The sequence below is a fragment of the Thermococcus paralvinellae genome, assembly GCF_000517445.1.
In the GTDB taxonomy this organism is placed as follows: Archaea; Methanobacteriota_B; Thermococci; order Thermococcales; family Thermococcaceae; genus Thermococcus_B; species Thermococcus_B paralvinellae.
The window spans coordinates 143,199-159,576 of sequence record NZ_CP006965.1 but is presented as its reverse complement, the minus strand read 5'-3'; the positions used below and the strand labels follow the sequence as shown (position 1 = coordinate 159,576).

The window sequence follows — 16,378 nt, the reverse complement described above, 5'->3', positions numbered from 1 at the left end:
TCAACAAAGAAATCAAATCAAGCTCCAAACTTTTCTGTTCTTCCCATCAAATCCATCATCATTGGAACTATGTCATGACCTTTGACCCTTCCAATGCCACCGCGCATGCACTCCCTTTCACCAAAGCTTTCTGTGTAATCTGTTCTAACTCCTCCTCCAGCTATTAACAGAGGCACTGGGTCGCCGCTGTGATTCATAACTTCACATGGAGTTGAGTGGTCACCAGTCACAGCTATAACCGTCTTTTCCAAGTCAACGTTCTCAATTATGTAGCCGATCATTCTGTCGGCTTTCTCAATCATCTCCGCCTTAAGCTTTGGTTTGTTGTCATGCCCAGCAGCATCACTTGGCTTGAAGTGTAGGAACACAAAGTCATAATCCTTCAATAATTCAACAGCTGCTTTAGCCTTGGCCATTTCATCGGTGTCGTATTCTGCAGTTGCTCCCTCTGGTGTAACCACATCAAAGCCAATAGCCCTTGCAACACCCTTAACCAAGGCAGCAGCTGCGATAGCAACAGCTTTAACCTTCCAATGCTCCGGGAAGGGTTTAGGAATGTTTGGATATATTCCAGCACCTCTTATGAGTAAGAAGTTAGCGATTGGCTTGCCTTCCTTCTTTCTTCTCTCATTGACCGGATGATTCTTCAAAATATCACAAGCTTGCCTTAGGAAATCCTCCAAAATTTCAGCCACGCGCTTGCTTTCTTCATCCTCATATGTAAATTTGAGAGGCGGAACTCCTTCAATGTGAGGATCATTATCTCCCACGCGATAACCCCTAGCCATTCCCTTAAGTACTAGAACGGCTCTATGTCCGGTTGCTCCTTTGAATATAAACTCAACTGGAAGCTTAACGTTCTCTTGAATTGCCCTAGCTAGCTCATGAGCCTCTTCCGTTGAAATCCTTCCAGCTCTTCTGTCAACGATTATTCCATTTTCAATGGTTGCAAAGTTCACTCTGAAAGCCAAATCATCTTTATCCAAATCCAAACCAACGCCTAATGCCTCAAAGAATCCTCTCCCTCTGTATGTTTTATATGGGTCATAGCCAAAGATTGAGAGGTGCGCTGTGTCACTTCCTGCAGGTTGCCCGGGTTTTATTGGGTCATGTAAGCCGAGGATTCCAATTTTAGCGAGTTTATCGAGGTTTGGTGTGTTTGCGTATTCTAGTGGTGTTTTCCCATCAAACTCCTTTATTGGTCTGTCTCCGAGACCATCTATGATAATCAAAATTCCCTTCCTCTCCATTTCAACCACCTCATCTTTGCTCCAAGTTTAGAAGTAGGATTTCTTAAAGATTTCTAGGAAAAAGCTTTTTAATCTATCAGTGTTGCCTCTCATGGAGGTGAGAAAAATTGAAAATCATATGGACACCCTGGAGAATCAGGTACATTCGTTCGCCAAAGCATAATGGATGTATTTTCTGTGATTTTCCAAAGGAAAATCGTGATAGAGAAAGGTTAATTTTGTATAGAGGAGAGCATGCTTTTGTAATTATGAATAATTATCCATACAATCCCGGTCACGTCATGATTGCTCCATATAGACATGTTGGAAAGTGGGAGGATTTAACTGAGGAGGAGCTTTTAGAAATAATGAAGCTTTCTCAATTGATGATAAAAGCCCTAAGGAAAGCAATGAATCCCGATGGATTTAACATGGGTGTTAACTTAGGCAGAGTTGCTGGAGCAGGTATAGATGATCACGTTCATTTACACATCGTTCCAAGATGGAACGGTGATACAAACTTCATGCCAGTTTTAGCTGACGTGAAAGTAATTCCACAGGCAATAGAAGAGAGTTACGATGAGCTGAAAAAGGCTCTAGAAGAAGTTTTAAAGGAAGAAAAAAGCTAAATTTCAGTCATCTTACTCCACTTCTTTCTTGTTCTCTTAAAGCAACCTTCTGGCATCAATTCCTTCTCTGGACAATAGCCAAACTGAATGCATCTCGGGCCTAGTCTTGCCCATTTAATTATTGGCCTCAACTCATCAACCTTTGCTATTTCTTCCAACATTTTCCAAGCAACCTCCCTAATTTCCCACTGAGCCCTCTCACAAGTTCTAAGCCCAAAAAAGTGTTTAAGTTCTCTCAAGTTCATGGTTACAACAATTTTAGTTCTAACGGCCTGGGGGAGAATGTAGCGGGCATCTTCTTGATGAACACCATCCTCATAGGTCTTTTCATATAGTTCTATTGCTTCCCTCATGAGTTTCTTCCACTTCTCATAGAACTCTGGCTTTTCTTTGATGCTCTCTGGGATTAAAAACGTTTCCTCAACATCTTGAGGGTTTAGCTTTATATACCTATGAGACTGTTGTGTATAGCTTGCTATTCTGTGTCTTACAAGCTGATGACTCGCAACCCTGCTAATTCCTTCAATAGCAAATGTGAAAACTGCATGCTCCAAGATGCTTTCATGCCCATATGAGAGAACTTTTGGCAAGTGTTTCTCTACATCAGCCCTTGTTGTTCTTTCAAAGGCTTCACTTTCCCATTTATCCCAATAGGATATTAGTGCAGCCCATGTTACTGTTTCCAAAGGTCTTGGCGTGTAATTGATAAGCCTAACTTTTATCCTATCCATCAGAATCCCCATCAAATAAGGAAAGCAAGAATTTATTAGGGTTTTGATAAAATTTTGACAAAGAGTATATTAAAATCATTCTCTCTGCTTGCACATAAAGTACAATAGTATAGCTAGAACCACAAGATACACAGGTACCGGAATTGGGGCACTTGTTTTTGTTTCTTCTTCCTCCTTGTTACCTAACGTACGATACTCCAAAACTAACTTGGCATCTCCAATTTTAACCCAATCACTACGGTCTGGAACTACTCTCATTGTAATTGTATGAGGATCCTTTTCCAATATTTGCGATATGGTTCCCTTGTCTCTTATTGATATTAATGTTGTCGACCATCTGTTGTTGTAACCTCTCTCCAGGTATCCTATAAACACATCATTAGCATAAACTGGGATGTAATTCTTCTTATCAACATCACAAGCCTCAATGATAAAGTCATTCTGAATAATTTGGTATCCTACCAAAAATTAAGCAATTATAAGTTTTGGGTTTATTACCTACATGTCAAGGGACATTCTTTTTGAACTGGTTGTAAACCCAAAGAAGTGGCACATATGCCAATGGTATCAACAAATAACTAACAATTTGATGAGCACTATCCACAGAAATTCCATTTGTTGCCAAAACAACAATTCCTACAATCCTGAATACATCTACAATAAACAAAAACACAAACCCCATACAAAGGAAAAGGGCATCTTTAACATCACCTTCTCCAAAAATAAGTACATAAGACACAAGAAGCAAAAAGGGCAATAATGGAGTACATGCTCCAATAATTTCAATGTTGACAATATTTTTAATAATAAGTGTTGTATTTATGACCTCTACAGTATACCCCAATAAGGATAAAACTAATGCAGAAACTTCAGCGACAGGTCTAACTAAAAATTGCTCGATAGGTCTAAACAATACATACATACCAAAAGTTAGACCCAATAGAAGAAAGAGTCTCAAAATTATTAATTTTTTATGAGCCTCCATGCTCCATTGTTCACTAGCACATTTTATAATCCTTTTCCATTCTTTGTCAATGCAAATTGGGATTTGTACAACCTTCAAAAGGGCAAGGTCATAAATAACCGGGAACAGTAAGTCAGGGAAATACTAAACTAAGCATTATCAAGGCTACAACATTATCATGCTGATTGAAGTCCATACAGTATATGCTGGACAGGAGATGATAACTGTAGACAATTACACCTTGACTGAGATACAAAGTAATAATCCCTTCGCTAGTCATTATAAGGTAACATTTGTCTTACCCCAATATATCAACGTAAGTAACATTGAGACTATAACACTAAAAGCAAAAGCTATTGGGGATGATATGGCAACATTTTATTATGATTCCAGCTTCAGCTACTTAAGTAAGATTGGCAGTGTATCCCCTCATTTTACAGAAACAGATCCTCCACAAGAGGGTAGTTTTAATTTAGACAAAAATAGGGTAAAGATTGAAGGTAGTACATTAAACCTCTATATGAGCGTTAGCGATTATAATGATCCATTTGGGGAAGTAAATCCAGAGAGTATAGATATGCAACTCACTATCACCTACAATGCACCAGGCACTTCTCAAGCATCACAAGAGCACCAATTCCTCTACCAGCAATAGTCTCCGCATTGATAATGATTTTAATAGCCAGTGCAAGGAAAATGAATCACTAACCTTGATCACAAACTCAAGACATAAATACAGGTTTAGCAGGTGGTATCAGAAAATTTTGCGAGTTATTAGCATATTTTTTGGCGAAACCATTATTAACTTAATAAAATAACCACTTTTTGGTGATTGCCAATGGTAGTTAGCTTAGCTGGGAGGGATATTCTCTGCTTACAAGACTTTACAAGAGAAGAAATCGAAACAATTCTCGAAACAGCAAAGATGATGAAGATTTGGCAAAAAATAGGAAAACCTCACCGCGTTTTAGAAGGCAAAACTTTGGCAATGATTTTCCAAAAGCCCTCAACAAGAACAAGGATTAGCTTTGAAGTTGGAATGTACCAGCTTGGGGGTTATGCTCTATATTTGAACGCCCAAGACCTTCAGCTAAGGAGAGGAGAGACAATAGCGGACACTGCTCGTGTATTGAGCAGATACGTTGATGGAATTATGGCGAGAGTTTATGCCCACAAAGATGTTGAAGATTTGGCAAAATATGCAAGTGTTCCTGTGATTAACGGTTTAAGTGACTTCTCCCATCCCTGTCAAGCTTTAGCAGACTACATGACAATCTGGGAAAAGAAAGGCAGAATACAAGGAGTTAAGGTTGTTTATGTTGGCGATGGAAACAACGTTGCTCACTCACTCATGATAGCCGGAACGAAGCTCGGCGCAAATGTTGTGGTTGCTACACCAGAAGGATACGAGCCAGATGAGAAGGTTATCAAGTGGGCTGAAAAGAATGCAGCAGAAAGTGGTGGAAGCTTTGAACTCTTACACGACCCGGTTAAAGCTGTGAAAGATGCAGATGTTATTTATACAGATGTATGGGCTTCAATGGGGCAGGAAGCTGAGGCTGAGATGAGAAGGAAGATATTCAAGCCATTCCAAGTCAACAAGGAGTTAGTCAAGCACGCAAAGCCTGACTACATCTTTATGCACTGTCTCCCCGCCCATAGGGGTGAAGAGGTTACCGATGATGTAATTGATTCACCAAACAGCGTTGTCTGGGATCAGGCAGAGAACAGATTACATGCCCAAAAGGCAGCTTTAGCCTTGGTTATGGGTGGCATTAAGGTTTGATATTTTCTTCTTTTCTTTTCCAAAACTTCTATAAATAAAAGCTGAGATTACCTAACCATGCTCGAAAAATTATTCAGCCTCGGCTATTCAAAGACTTTTGCTGAACGATACTATCAACTTTGGGGAGAACGAGCAGTTAAAATAGCTGAAGCTATGGAAAAACCTTTGCCAAGATGCTTTAGAGTGAACACACTTCGCATTGAAATCCCAAAGCTCACTAAACTGCTGAACAAAAAGGGCTTTCAGTTTAAGAGAGTCCCTTGGGCAAGAGAAGGTTTCTGCTTAACGAGAGAGCCGTTCTCAATAACTTCAACTCCCGAATATTTAAGCGGACTTCTCTACATTCAAGAGTCATCCTCTATGTACCCACCTGTTGCCCTCGAACCCCAGCCTGGAGAAATTGTTGCAGACATGGCAGCTGCTCCTGGAGGAAAAACTAGCTATTTAGCCCAACTTATGAAAAACAAAGGAGTGATTTATGCTTTTGATGTTGGAGAAGAAAGATTGAAAGAGATGCGCCTCAACTTATCCCGGCTAGGAGTTACAAATACAATAGTATTCCATAAATCTTCACTTTATTTAAGTGAACTCGGAATTGAGTTCGACAAAATCCTCTTAGATGCTCCCTGCACAGGAAGCGGAACAATCCACAAAAATCCGGAGAGAAAAACCAACAGGACACTGGATGACGTTAAATTCTGTCAAAACTTGCAAATGAAACTAATTAAAGTTGCCCTTGAGAATCTAAAGAAAGGTGGCATTTTAGTTTATTCTACATGCTCTCTTGAGCCAGAGGAAAATGAATTTATAATTCAATGGGTTTTGGATAATTTTAAAGTTGAGCTATTACCTCTCAGATACGGTGAGCCCGCTTTAGTTAAGCCATTTGGTATTAAATTGAGTGAAGAAATTGCAAAAGCACGGCGCTTTTATCCAGACAAGCACAGTACAAGCGGATTCTTTGTTGCGAAGATTAAGAAGCTCGAATAACCTAATTCCCTCTCCACTCTAAAGGGCGAAGCTTTTAGATTGTAAGTGTTAAGAGAAAAATTTATGGCACGAGAGAAGACTCTATTATCTCTGCTGAAGAGTTTCTCCTTGTAAAAGTTTAGTTTCTATACTATAAAGTCTTTTCTTTGCCTCATCACTTAACAGTTTTTCTAGTTCCTCTCTAGCAACTTTTGCAAGCTTAAACTTGGAGTCAAACCCTTTGGCAACTTTTGTCCATGAAATCTTTTTGTTTTCGACAAAAACATCAATGTCAACTAGTCTGGTGTACTCCCTATATTCCAGTCCTTTCAGCAGAAATTTAACCCGCATGGGATCTTCCCAAGTCAAGAGTTTAAGTTTGTAAATCGGAACACGCATAAAGGGTCTTGGATAATCCCAGTCCCAGCCCTCACTTACAATAAAGCCTAAGTCTAAGTCCTCAATTACTAAAAGAAGCCTCTCAATATGTTGCTCATATCTCTTGGCTGTATCATAAAGCTTAATTGTTATTTCATTCCAGTCAGGGAGTATTTTGTTCAACAATATTGGGAGATCTATTACAAGGTCTCGATAAAACTCTAAGAATTTAGCAGAAACTAGTATCGAACCCCTTATATCCTTCAGCTCAATAGGAGAAGAAAGCTTTTTATCTGTCAAAACTAATAAGGTGTCCTCTTCCTCCCCCTCGACTAGACCCTTTTCAAAACTCACAATCCGTCCGTTATACTTTTCTGAAATCACCTTTAGGGCATTTTCTAGATTCTTTGGTATCCTCATCAAAAGAATTGCACATTCTATATCCACTCTCTCAACGAAAACATCACGATTTAGAATTTCTTTTAAAACAAGAGGAGCTCTCTTTTTTACTAAGAATGCATTTTCATGAGGGATTGTTTTCTTTTCTTCAATGCCTGTAATAAATAAAATAGTCTCAAACTCCCCGCTTTTTCTTAATGCCTCATTGGTTGATGTTTTAGAAACTCCAAATATTTTAGAAATCTGTTCTTCTGTCTTTTTAATATCAGAAGTTCTCAAAAACAAAATTGAAGGTCCAAACCTAAGCAGCCTCATTACAATCCCCTCGCAAGTCGATAACCCCTTTCAAAGTTAGTACCCTCCGGGTATTTGACACTCACTATCTTTTTGCTTGGCAAGAGAATAAAGTTAACCCCAAGAACCCCATTTATTCCTCCGGGAATCAGTCGAAAGTTATGACCGTACAATTTGAAATCAACTCCATTAATTTTCACAACATCCTTGTAATCGTGTCCCAAGGCGAGCTTTACTCCTTCAATTTCCACCACGCTTCCGGGAGGGACTATTTTTGAAATTCTAACATTCTGTCTCAAAATTTCAATGTCATCTTCATTTCCTGGCACAATGTATACCCTGGCCCCTGAATTTTCAAGAATTAAAAGCAGTTCTTTCAGAGAGTTTTCATACTTATTTCTGAGTTCTGGTTTTCTCTCAAGCTTTATGTTATCAACTAAATCTCCAGTATGAATTATATAGTCGGGCTTAACTCTCTTAATCAGGTTTAGGATAAATGGATAAATATTGTCCGGAGTGTCACTTATATGCATTATCTTATGCTCTTTATTCTCAAGCAAAACCTCTGGCAACTTATTCCTTCGTAAAAAACTTGGTAAATTAAGCCTCATTATTCGCTAGTTTCAACCAGCCTTATATATATCTATTGGATATACTTCGAAACGGGTGAGAACATGAAGGTTCTCGTACTTGGATCTGGAAATGTTGGAAAAGCGATAGCCTATGATTTAAGTCAAGAGTTTGAAGTGTGGGTTGGGGACAAGAGCAAAGAGCGGTTAAATGCAATAAAAGATTTTGCAAATCCCATCAAAGTTGACGCATCAAATTTTAACGAATTAGTAGACACTATGAGAAAATTTGAGCTAATAGTTGGAGCACTGCCGGGAAAGTTCGGATTTACAACACTGAAAGCTGCTATAAAAGCCCAACGAGATATGGTGGATATATCTTTTATGCCAGAAAATCCCATGGAGCTTAGAGATGAAGCGGAAAAAGCCCAAGTGACGATAATAGTTGATGCCGGATTTGCTCCAGGATTAAGCAACATCTTACTGGGAAGGATTTACCAAGAGCTTGATGAACTTAGGGAAGGGATAATCAGAGTTGGAGGACTCCCAAAAGTGGCTAAACCTCCTTTATATTACAAAATCACTTGGTCCCCCTATGACCTAATTGAAGAATATACACGAAAAGCCAGGATAATCAAAAATGGAGAAATAATCGAAGTTGATCCGCTCGAAAAGATTGAAAAGGTCAAAATTAAAGATTTTAAGTTTGAAGAATTTGTGAGCGATGGACTTAGAACTCTCTTAGAGAACATAAGAGCAGAACACTTAGAGGAGAGGACACTCAGATGGCCCGGTCACTTGGAAAGGATCAAAGTTTTAAGAGAGCTCGGATTTTTCAAACCTGAAAATGTAGAATTTACACTGAAAGTAATAGCTCCTTTAATGCAGTATGAAAGCGATGACTTTTCAATAATGGAAGTTTACGGTAGGGGCACATTTAATGGGGAAGAGAAGGAAATCCATTATTTCCTTTATGACGAAGCCAAAGCTGGATTTACTTCCATGGCTAGAGTTACAGGCTTTACAGCTGCCGCAATTACTAGACTTGTTGCTGAAGGAAGCTGTATTTATGGTGTAATCCCCCCAGAGATTTTAGGGATGAGAGCTGATACGTTTGCAAGAATACTCAATGAGCTGAAAGAAAGGGATATCATAATAAAAAGGTGGTGAAGATGCTACATTTAATAATAGCAGATTCGGAACTTGAGCTTGTACCAAAGAGCATATTGGAACATCCAGCTGTCATAAATTATGCCAAAAAAAGAGGAAAGAGACCGGAAGAAGTCCTTTTAGATTCAACATATCATCATTCAGCACTGAAAAAGCTTGAAGACGGCAACAGAAGGGGAAGACCAGATATAGTTCACTTCTGCCTAATAAATGCTCTAGAAAGCATACTCAACAAGGAAGGCAAGCTTAAGGTTTACGTTCACACTAGAAACGATGAAGTAATATATGTAAAACCAGAAACGAGAATACCAAGAAATTACAACAGATTTGTTGGATTAATGGAGAGCTTGTTTAAGAATAAAGTAGTTCCTCCAGAGCTCGAACTTCTGAGGCTCGAAGAAAAGACACTCAGCCAGCTTTTAGAAGAAATCAAACCAGATGCTGTTTTTATAATGCACGAGCAAGGAGAATTCATGAAACCAAAAGACTTCGGACAGCTTTTGAAACAGTTTAAAGAACCAGCAGTTATTGTGGGTGGATTTCCTCATGGAGACTTCAAGAGTAAAGTTGATGGAGTGAAAATAAGTCTTTACAAAGAACCATTAATGGCTTGGACTATAGTAAACGAAGTTGTGATAAGTTACGAGCATGTAATCCTCTAATATGCACTAATGACCATACTAAAAAGAATGAACAAAATTATACCAGAAGGCAAACAGGAAAACAAACCAGTGAATCCTCCTCCAGTCTTTTGCTTCTGAAATTATTCCAGAAGCGCTTTGTCCGCTCCTTAACAGTCCTGAACCAACGCTCAACACAGTTCCTCGGCCCGAAAGTTACGTGAACAAAATCTTTTTTTCTTCAAAAATTTTTTAAACAAGCAAATCAAACTCCACTTAGAACGCTTATTGGAGGTTTGAAAAATGGGAGATAAAACTAAAGTTCAGGTTAGCAAGCTTAAACCCGGGAGGTACATCATAATCGAGGACGAGCCGTGCAGAATCGTAAACATTACAGTTTCATCCCCAGGTAAGCACGGTTCAGCAAAGGCAAGAATTGAGGCAGTTGGAGTTTTTGATGGAAAAGTAAGGAGCATTGTTAAGCCTACAAGCGCTGAAGTTGATGTTCCAATAATTGACAAGAGAACCGGTCAAATAATTGCAATAACTCCGGATACAGTCCAGCTTATGGATATGGAAACCTATGAAATCTTTGATGTCCCAATAGAAACAGGCGTCGATGACGAAGTTAAAGGACAGCTCAAGGAAGGAATCAACGTCGAGTACTGGGAGACCTTGGGAAGAATCAAAATCATGAAAATTAAGGGCAGTGAGTGAGTTTTTTCTTTTGTCTTTCTTTTGGGGACTACATTCCTTCAAAGTCTACAATTAGTGCTCACTTTTCCGGTGGGGAAAATGGAGTTTTTCTATACATATGGCACTATAAAAACTGCCCTTCCATTAGTCGACGCAGAAAATGCTGACTTTGTAATATTCGGTGTGCCGTTTGATTCGACAACATCTTACAAGCCCGGAGCGAGATTTGGGCCGGCACTAATAAGACAAGCCACAATAAACTTAGAGAGCTATATTTTAGATTATGACATTGATTTAGCTGATGTAAAGATTGCAGATATCGGCGATATAGATATTGCGGCTGGAAATCCCCTCGAAACGATAAAGAGAATAATAGAAACAATAAAAGAGCTCAAAGTAGCAAACTCAAAAGCCATGCCAATAATGTTGGGTGGGGAACACTCAATGACATATGCCTCAGTGAGAGCTCTAAAACCAAAGAGTTACATCGTCTTTGACGCTCATCTGGATTTAAGAAACGAATATGAGAGCAATCCTTGGAATCATGCATGCGTAGCAAGAAGAATTTCAGAGCTTGGAGTAGAAATTGCAGAATTTGGAATAAGAAGCGGCATAAGAGAAGAAGTCGAATATGCCAAAGAAAAAAACATAAGATGGGTTCATGCAAGAGAATACAATCTTGAGAAGTTTAGAGAAATCGTAAAGGACATGCCAGAACCAGTTTATATTTCAATTGACATTGATGTTTTTGACTTATCAATGGTTCCTTCGACAGGAACACCAGAAGCAGGCGGCTTGAGATTCTGGGAGGTGATAGAAGCATTAGAATGGCTAACAAAAGAAAAAGAGGTTGTAGGATTTGACATAATGGAAGTTGCTGGAACTGAACTTGGGGACATCACTGCACTAACTGGAGCAAAGCTGATGTTTTATCTAATCGGAATGTTGTCAAGATGATTTTGGTGTATAACCTGCTCTTATCATCTTTTCCCTTATGCTTTCAACCTCAAGGAGCTTTTCTCTCAAAATTGGAACCCACAGCGTTTCTACTATTACAGAAACCAATACCGTAATTACAGTTGCACTAAGGATTATTTCACCCCATTGGATCATTTGAGGGTTGTGATACATTAAGCCGAGGGTCAGAGGAAAGCTAGCCAATGCTGAAGGCACAACACCTCTTGGTCCTTCAAGGGCAATAAAGAGGTATTCCTTTGGCTTCCACCAAGGCAAAATTAATAGAGCTGCAACTGGTCTTGCAACTAAAATTATGACAAATGCTAAGATTACGTCCTGCAGAAGATTTGAACTTATAGTCTCTAAATCCAAGCTTGCTCCTAATAAAGCGAAGATGAATATTGTTGCTAATGTTGCTAGGGTCTCATTAAAGTGAACTTCTTTTTCTATTGCCCTCATTATTCTCTTAACGGTTTCTGGATTATCTCTGAAAAATACCTTGTGATTTCCAAGAACAATGCCTGTAACCGTTGCGACTAAATAACCAGAAGCTTTTACGTACTCCCCAGCTAAAAAGCCACCAAAAGCAAGCATTAAAGCAAAGACTTCAATTTCTGGGAAGCCCCTAATCCCAGTCTTTTTTATAACGTAGTATCCGAAGACTCCAAGAACAATGCCTATCCCTATGGATGCAACTAGCTCATAGAGGAAAAAGATTACAGCTGCCGGATACAGTGAGGTATACTTTGCAATTGATTCCAGAACTGCGGCACTTGGAGCTTGAGGCAGAAGAAGAGCTATTGCAACCGAGGTTAATACAATACCTAGAGGGTCATTAAAAATTGATTCCGTCACGATTACAGTTTCGATGTCTTCTCTTACCTTATATTGCCTAAACAGGGGGATTAGAGTTGCAGGATCAGTTGCGCTTATAATTGCACCAAAGAGAAAGCCAACAATGAATGGGGTATGAAAAAGCATTGAGAAAGCAGAACCTGCAACCAGAGCGGTTATAAGAAGTCCTAGAGTATCAAGCATTGCTATTGTTTTGATATTCTTCTTTAGCATTCTCCAGCTTAACGTATGCCCCTCCGTAAAGAGAATCATTACCAAGCCAAAGACCCTCACATAGTCAAAAAGCTCGTGAGCGAGATTACGATTTATGAAATTAAGTACTGGACCTACAAGGATTCCAAAGAACACAAAGAGAGGAACATAAGAAATATTGAATTTTCTGCTGATCAAAAGCGAAGCTATCCCAACTGCAAGAACTATGAAGATAATGTAAGCGAGTGTATCAACGTCAGGTATTAGAACATTTGATGTCATCACAATCACCTAAGAGAGTAAATGAAAATCCCTTATAACATTTATTCAGTGCACATCCATTTTAGAGGGTTAGTTTAGCTCAAAAGGATACTTTTTCGTTTTAACAAGCCACAGACCACTTAACGCTCCCAAAGTGTTCATCACTAGATCTCTAAGTTTGTTAGCAAATGTTTCATGGATAAAAGTGATTTCACTTTCACTGAGCTTTTCAGCAATTTCCCATCCTATGCTTACCACAAGCAAAATCAAAAAGGAATACACAACAACTTGCTTTGAATCTATGGGGTATTTCCTTGAGAGCTCATTTAAAACGTGAGCAACCATTACCCAAACTGTCAATCCACCCAGAAAATGGCTTATCATGTCAGCATTTGTCCACTCTTTATGGAATAGGTCAATCGTTGTGAAGGGGACATTCACAAGAGAAACGTGAATGGCGATGAAAATTGCCAAGATTGTGATAATTTTGTCATTATAAAGTGGACTTAGGAAGGGCTTTAACTTTTCTGAAGGATTTAACTTTCTCTGAAAGATATCTGGGATAAAGAGACCTATAAGTGCAACACCACTTCTATAAATGTGATCAATGCGCATATACATAAGACCGCTTAGAAGCCCTATGAAAACCACGAATCTGCAAATGTTTATTATCCTTCTCTCCCACGTAATTTTAATCACCAAGGTAAGATTCTATTTTCCATGTTTTTAGTCTTTTTCCAATTTATCAACCTTCAGTTGCCAAAGCAAAGTTGCAAAAAGGTTTTTATATGGTGCTACTATTTAATATTTAGATAGCACAATTTAGCACGGAGGTGGAAGTATTGCACATCCCAGACGGACTTTTAAGCATGCCTGTGATAGTTGTGACGTATGCCATAATGATAGCTGTGGTAGCATATTCAGCAAAGAAACTTAAGAACCTACCAGAGAGCAAAATTCCCCTTCTTGGACTTTTCGCAGCTGGAATCTTTGCAGCTCAAATGGTGAACTTCCCAATAATCGGAGGAGTCAGCGGACATTTGCTTGGAGCAACGCTTGTAGCAATATTACTCGGGCCCTATGCTGCTGTGTTAATAATGACTGCTGTTCTCATAATCCAGACACTTCTCTTTGGAGATGGTGGAATTACAACACTTGGAGCTAATATACTCAACATGGGGATACTCGGTGCATTCTTAGGATATACAGTTTACACTAAGCTAAAGAGCATAAACGAAATTGTAGCGATTGGAGTGGCTTCATGGCTCTCAGTATTTCTTGCGGCAGTTCTGGCAGCAATCGAAATTGGAATAAGCAAAAGTCTACCCTTTGGAAAGGTTTTAACACTCATGGCAAGCTACCACGCAATAATTGGAATAGGTGAAGCCATATTGACCATAATAATTATTCAAGCAGTTAGAGCCAAACTTCCAGAGGTAGGGGGTGTTCCTGCATGAAAACAATAGTCAAGGGATTAATTATCATTATCATCTTGCTGGCAATAGCTTTACCATTCGCTTCAAATAACCCCGACGGATTAGAAGCAACTATGGAAAAAGTTGGACTCGAGGAGCATCCAGTTTATGAAGCACCACTCGACTATGGAGAAACATGGGGACAGAGCGTAGTTATGGGAATAATTGGAATAGTCTTAGTCTTTGGACTCAGTTATGGGCTTGCTAAGTTGGTAAAGGGGGTTTAAACTTGTATTTGCTCTTTCTTTTAATTTATGCCCTTGCAGTTGTCACGAGAAAAAGTTTGAGTGAGCTTGCATATTTTGGGATAGTCCTTATCGGGTTGATTATCTTTTTAAGGCCAAAAAAGAGCATTTTTAAACACTTGGGATTTTTACTTGGGTTTGAGGGCTTATTATTCATTCTTGCACTTTTCAATCCTGGTGATCCTTTAGTAAGCACACCAATTGGAGCTATAACAAAAGAAGGAATCCACTCATTCTTCCTGCTTTTAGGAAGGGCTTTCTTGTCTTCTTCAGCTGTTGTTGTGACATCTAACTCTTTAGGCTTCTCAAAGCTTTTGGCTGAAATGGAAGAGCTCAGATTTCCAAGGATATTAATTTTAACGCTTGCATTCACTTACCGCTATCTTGACTTGTTTAAAGATGAATCACTGAGAATGAAACGAGCCTTAGATTCAAGGGCTTTCGGCATAGGAAAAAGAGAATATTATCAAAAGCTTGGTGCATTACTCAGCGAGATTTTTATGAGAGCCTACATTAGAAATGACAAAATTTACAAAGCAATGCTTTCAAGATGCTTTGGTGAATTTCCAAAATTCGAAAGACATAAAAGCATCATACCACTAATCTTCAGCGTAATTGCGCTGATAGGTGTGCTGATATGATAGAAATAAGGCATCTACATTTTTCCTATGATGAAAAGGAAATACTCAGAGACATAAATTTAGAAATCAAGAAGGGAGAGGTTTTTGGGTTATTAGGCCCCAATGGAGCTGGGAAATCGACCCTCATTCTGCATTTAAATGGGATATTAAAGCCCAAAAAGGGAGAGATTCTGATTGATGGGCTAAATCCAGTTAAAAATCCACGAGAAGTTAGGAAGAAAGTAGGAATAGTTTTTCAAGACCCAAATGACCAGCTCTTCTCACCAACAGTTTTTGAGGATGTTGCCTTCGGCCCTTATAACCTAGGATTGAGAGGTAAAGAGCTCGAAGAGAGAGTTTATAAAGCATTAAGATTTGTTGGAATGGAAAGCTATGCTGGCAGAGAGATAAAGCATCTAAGCTTTGGGGAGAAGAAGAGAATTGCAATAGCCACTGTTTTGGCTATGGATCCGGAAATTCTGGTCTTTGATGAACCTTTTGCAAACCTCGACTTTAGAGGAAAAGAACAAGTCCGAACACTAATTGAGCAGTTTAGAGGAGAAAAAACAATAATCCTAGCCTCCCATGAAGCCGAGTATTTAACGCTCTGCGATAGAATTGCGTTAATTGATAAGGGACAGATAATTAAGGTCGGCACTCCAGAAGAAATTTTGGGAGATGTGGGACTCTTAAAAGCTCACAACCTAGACGTTCCTCCTCTCATTGAGCTGTTTCTCAGCTTAAACTTAGGTATTCCAAAAAGCCTCGAAGATGCCAGAGAGAAGATAGCTAACTTTTTAAGTATTTCAACTCAAAAGCTCAGAGTGAATAAAGGGAGGCTTTAAAATGAAAGTTGAAGGGTTTGTTGCAAGCTTAAAAAATGCAGAAACAATAGCTCAGCTCTTTGAAATTTTGGAAAAGAAGGGAGCACCAATAATAGAACTCGATGGAGAAAAGTTCCTCATTGTCGTTGAGGGAGACTTTGAGGGAGTCAAGTTCTGGACAGAAATTAACGGCAAAAAGGCAAACATGGCTCTTGGAGATGCTATGTTGAACTCGGCAAGCTTTCCATTTAAGTGTAAAAAGCCTTACACAGGTGGAAATGCAATATTTGTTAAGATGAGCGACATTGAGAGTGAAGAATTCCTAGTTGCCTACAAAAGCGAGGGAATTGGACTGTACTTCAAAGTCAAAGAGGGTAAAGCTGAGAAGATAAGCCCGGCTGATTATGAGAGATTAATCCCAGAAATGCCAGAGTTCAAAGTAAAAAGCTTCAGTGAAGAGCAGATGGATATGATGGGTGCTTTCTTCGGTTGAGATATGAAAGGGGAGAAGAATC

21 protein-coding genes and 1 pseudogene are annotated in these 16,378 nt (G+C 39.1%); 13 read left to right on the top strand and 9 right to left on the bottom strand.

Annotated elements, in window-relative coordinates; all coding sequences use genetic code 11:
- Positions 1–17: 17 nt before the first annotated feature.
- Entirely contained in the window at positions 18–1,250 is a 1,233-nt protein-coding gene (locus tag TES1_RS00790; RefSeq protein ID WP_042679341.1) for a 2,3-bisphosphoglycerate-independent phosphoglycerate mutase, read from the bottom strand.
- 107 nt (positions 1,251–1,357) lie between these two features.
- Between TES1_RS00790 and TES1_RS00785 the strand changes: the two genes are divergently transcribed.
- On the top strand, positions 1,358–1,858 hold the full coding sequence (locus TES1_RS00785; protein WP_042679339.1) for an HIT family protein: 501 nt from the start codon (positions 1,358–1,360) through the stop codon (positions 1,856–1,858).
- On the opposite strand, the gene thyX is transcribed toward TES1_RS00785, so the two are convergent.
- The 3 genes from thyX to TES1_RS00770 all read right to left on the bottom strand — a co-directional run bounded on the left by thyX (position 1,855) and on the right by TES1_RS00770 (position 3,574).
- The gene (gene thyX, locus TES1_RS00780; protein ID WP_042679337.1) at positions 1,855–2,589 is read right to left on the bottom strand and encodes an FAD-dependent thymidylate synthase; all 735 of its coding nucleotides are present in this window, start codon (positions 2,587–2,589) and stop codon (positions 1,855–1,857) included. The two genes, TES1_RS00785 and thyX, sit on opposite strands and share 4 nt — an antisense overlap.
- Positions 2,590–2,664: 75 nt before the next feature.
- Positions 2,665–3,054 (bottom strand): hypothetical protein, encoded by a 390-nt coding sequence (locus tag TES1_RS00775; protein ID WP_042679336.1) that lies wholly within the window; start codon positions 3,052–3,054, stop codon positions 2,665–2,667.
- A 40-nt stretch (positions 3,055–3,094) separates the two neighbouring features.
- The gene (locus TES1_RS00770) at positions 3,095–3,574 is read right to left on the bottom strand and encodes an archaeosortase/exosortase family protein (RefSeq protein WP_042679335.1); all 480 of its coding nucleotides are present in this window, start codon (positions 3,572–3,574) and stop codon (positions 3,095–3,097) included.
- A gap of 157 nt (positions 3,575–3,731) precedes the next feature.
- Here TES1_RS00770 and TES1_RS00765 point away from each other — a divergent pair, with 157 nt between their 5' ends.
- The 3 genes from TES1_RS00765 (at position 3,732) to TES1_RS00755 (ending at position 6,329) form a co-directional block, all read left to right on the top strand.
- Positions 3,732–4,208 carry a hypothetical protein gene (locus TES1_RS00765; RefSeq protein WP_144080583.1) on the top strand — a complete coding sequence of 159 codons (477 nt, stop codon included), beginning with the start codon at positions 3,732–3,734 and terminating at the stop codon, positions 4,206–4,208.
- Positions 4,209–4,391: 183 nt separating this feature from the next.
- Complete coding sequence (gene argF, locus TES1_RS00760; protein WP_042679332.1) at positions 4,392–5,339, top strand: ornithine carbamoyltransferase; 948 nt, start codon at positions 4,392–4,394, stop codon at positions 5,337–5,339.
- Between the two features lie 57 nt (positions 5,340–5,396).
- Positions 5,397–6,329, top strand: a complete 933-nt coding sequence (locus TES1_RS00755) for an NOL1/NOP2/sun family putative RNA methylase (RefSeq protein WP_042679330.1) — start codon at positions 5,397–5,399, stop codon at positions 6,327–6,329.
- An 84-nt stretch (positions 6,330–6,413) separates the two neighbouring features.
- On the opposite strand, the gene TES1_RS00750 is transcribed toward TES1_RS00755, so the two are convergent.
- Together TES1_RS00750 and TES1_RS00745 are read right to left on the bottom strand one after the other, a co-directional pair.
- Positions 6,414–7,400 (bottom strand): hypothetical protein, encoded by a 987-nt coding sequence (locus tag TES1_RS00750; RefSeq protein ID WP_042679328.1) that lies wholly within the window; start codon positions 7,398–7,400, stop codon positions 6,414–6,416.
- A complete protein-coding gene (locus TES1_RS00745) occupies positions 7,400–7,990 on the bottom strand; it encodes a metallophosphoesterase family protein (protein ID WP_042679326.1) in 591 nt (196 codons plus the stop codon). Before TES1_RS00745 ends, TES1_RS00750 begins: the two co-directional genes overlap by 1 nt.
- 63 nt (positions 7,991–8,053) lie before the next feature.
- Here TES1_RS00745 and TES1_RS00740 point away from each other — a divergent pair, with 63 nt between their 5' ends.
- A complete protein-coding gene (locus tag TES1_RS00740) occupies positions 8,054–9,118 on the top strand; it encodes a saccharopine dehydrogenase family protein (RefSeq protein WP_042679324.1) in 1,065 nt (354 codons plus the stop codon).
- Between the two features lie 2 nt (positions 9,119–9,120).
- Positions 9,121–9,780 carry a 16S rRNA methyltransferase gene (locus TES1_RS00735; RefSeq protein WP_042679322.1) on the top strand — a complete coding sequence of 220 codons (660 nt, stop codon included), beginning with the start codon at positions 9,121–9,123 and terminating at the stop codon, positions 9,778–9,780.
- Between the two features lie 30 nt (positions 9,781–9,810).
- Here TES1_RS00735 and TES1_RS10775 read toward each other — a convergent pair.
- A pseudogene (locus TES1_RS10775) lies at positions 9,811–9,970 on the bottom strand (IS6 family transposase); the annotation flags it as partial.
- A 71-nt stretch (positions 9,971–10,041) separates the two neighbouring features.
- Between TES1_RS10775 and TES1_RS00730 the strand changes: the two are divergent.
- Both TES1_RS00730 and speB read left to right on the top strand, forming a co-directional pair.
- Positions 10,042–10,455 carry a translation initiation factor IF-5A gene (locus tag TES1_RS00730; protein WP_042679320.1) on the top strand — a complete coding sequence of 138 codons (414 nt, stop codon included), beginning with the start codon at positions 10,042–10,044 and terminating at the stop codon, positions 10,453–10,455.
- 78 nt (positions 10,456–10,533) lie between these two features.
- Positions 10,534–11,391 carry an agmatinase gene (speB, locus tag TES1_RS00725; protein ID WP_042679318.1) on the top strand — a complete coding sequence of 286 codons (858 nt, stop codon included), beginning with the start codon at positions 10,534–10,536 and terminating at the stop codon, positions 11,389–11,391.
- On the opposite strand, the gene TES1_RS00720 is transcribed toward speB, so the two are convergent.
- Both TES1_RS00720 and TES1_RS00715 read right to left on the bottom strand, forming a co-directional pair.
- Positions 11,383–12,720: a cation:proton antiporter gene (locus tag TES1_RS00720; RefSeq protein ID WP_042679316.1), complete on the bottom strand. Its 1,338-nt coding sequence runs from the start codon at positions 12,718–12,720 to the stop codon at positions 11,383–11,385. The genes speB and TES1_RS00720 overlap by 9 nt on opposite strands.
- A 69-nt stretch (positions 12,721–12,789) precedes the next feature.
- Entirely contained in the window at positions 12,790–13,398 is a 609-nt protein-coding gene (locus TES1_RS00715; RefSeq protein WP_042679314.1) for a hypothetical protein, read from the bottom strand.
- 143 nt (positions 13,399–13,541) lie between these two features.
- On the opposite strand from TES1_RS00715, the gene TES1_RS00710 reads away from it, so the two are divergent.
- Genes TES1_RS00710 through TES1_RS00690 form a run of 5 tightly spaced genes read left to right on the top strand, consistent with a single transcriptional unit; the run spans position 13,542 to position 16,356 of the window.
- A complete protein-coding gene (locus tag TES1_RS00710; protein ID WP_042679312.1) occupies positions 13,542–14,156 on the top strand; it encodes an energy-coupling factor ABC transporter permease in 615 nt (204 codons plus the stop codon).
- A complete protein-coding gene (locus TES1_RS00705; RefSeq protein WP_042679309.1) occupies positions 14,153–14,401 on the top strand; it encodes a PDGLE domain-containing protein in 249 nt (82 codons plus the stop codon). The genes TES1_RS00710 and TES1_RS00705 overlap by 4 nt, the downstream gene beginning before the upstream one ends.
- Positions 14,402–14,403: 2 nt before the next feature.
- Complete coding sequence (locus TES1_RS00700) at positions 14,404–15,060, top strand: energy-coupling factor transporter transmembrane component T family protein (protein WP_042679307.1); 657 nt, start codon at positions 14,404–14,406, stop codon at positions 15,058–15,060.
- Positions 15,057–15,884 (top strand): energy-coupling factor ABC transporter ATP-binding protein, encoded by an 828-nt coding sequence (locus tag TES1_RS00695; RefSeq protein WP_051408152.1) that lies wholly within the window; start codon positions 15,057–15,059, stop codon positions 15,882–15,884. Before TES1_RS00700 ends, TES1_RS00695 begins: the two co-directional genes overlap by 4 nt.
- Before the next feature lies 1 nt (position 15,885).
- Positions 15,886–16,356: a hypothetical protein gene (locus tag TES1_RS00690; RefSeq protein ID WP_042679305.1), complete on the top strand. Its 471-nt coding sequence runs from the start codon at positions 15,886–15,888 to the stop codon at positions 16,354–16,356.
- The last annotated feature ends 22 nt before the right edge of the window (positions 16,357–16,378 follow it).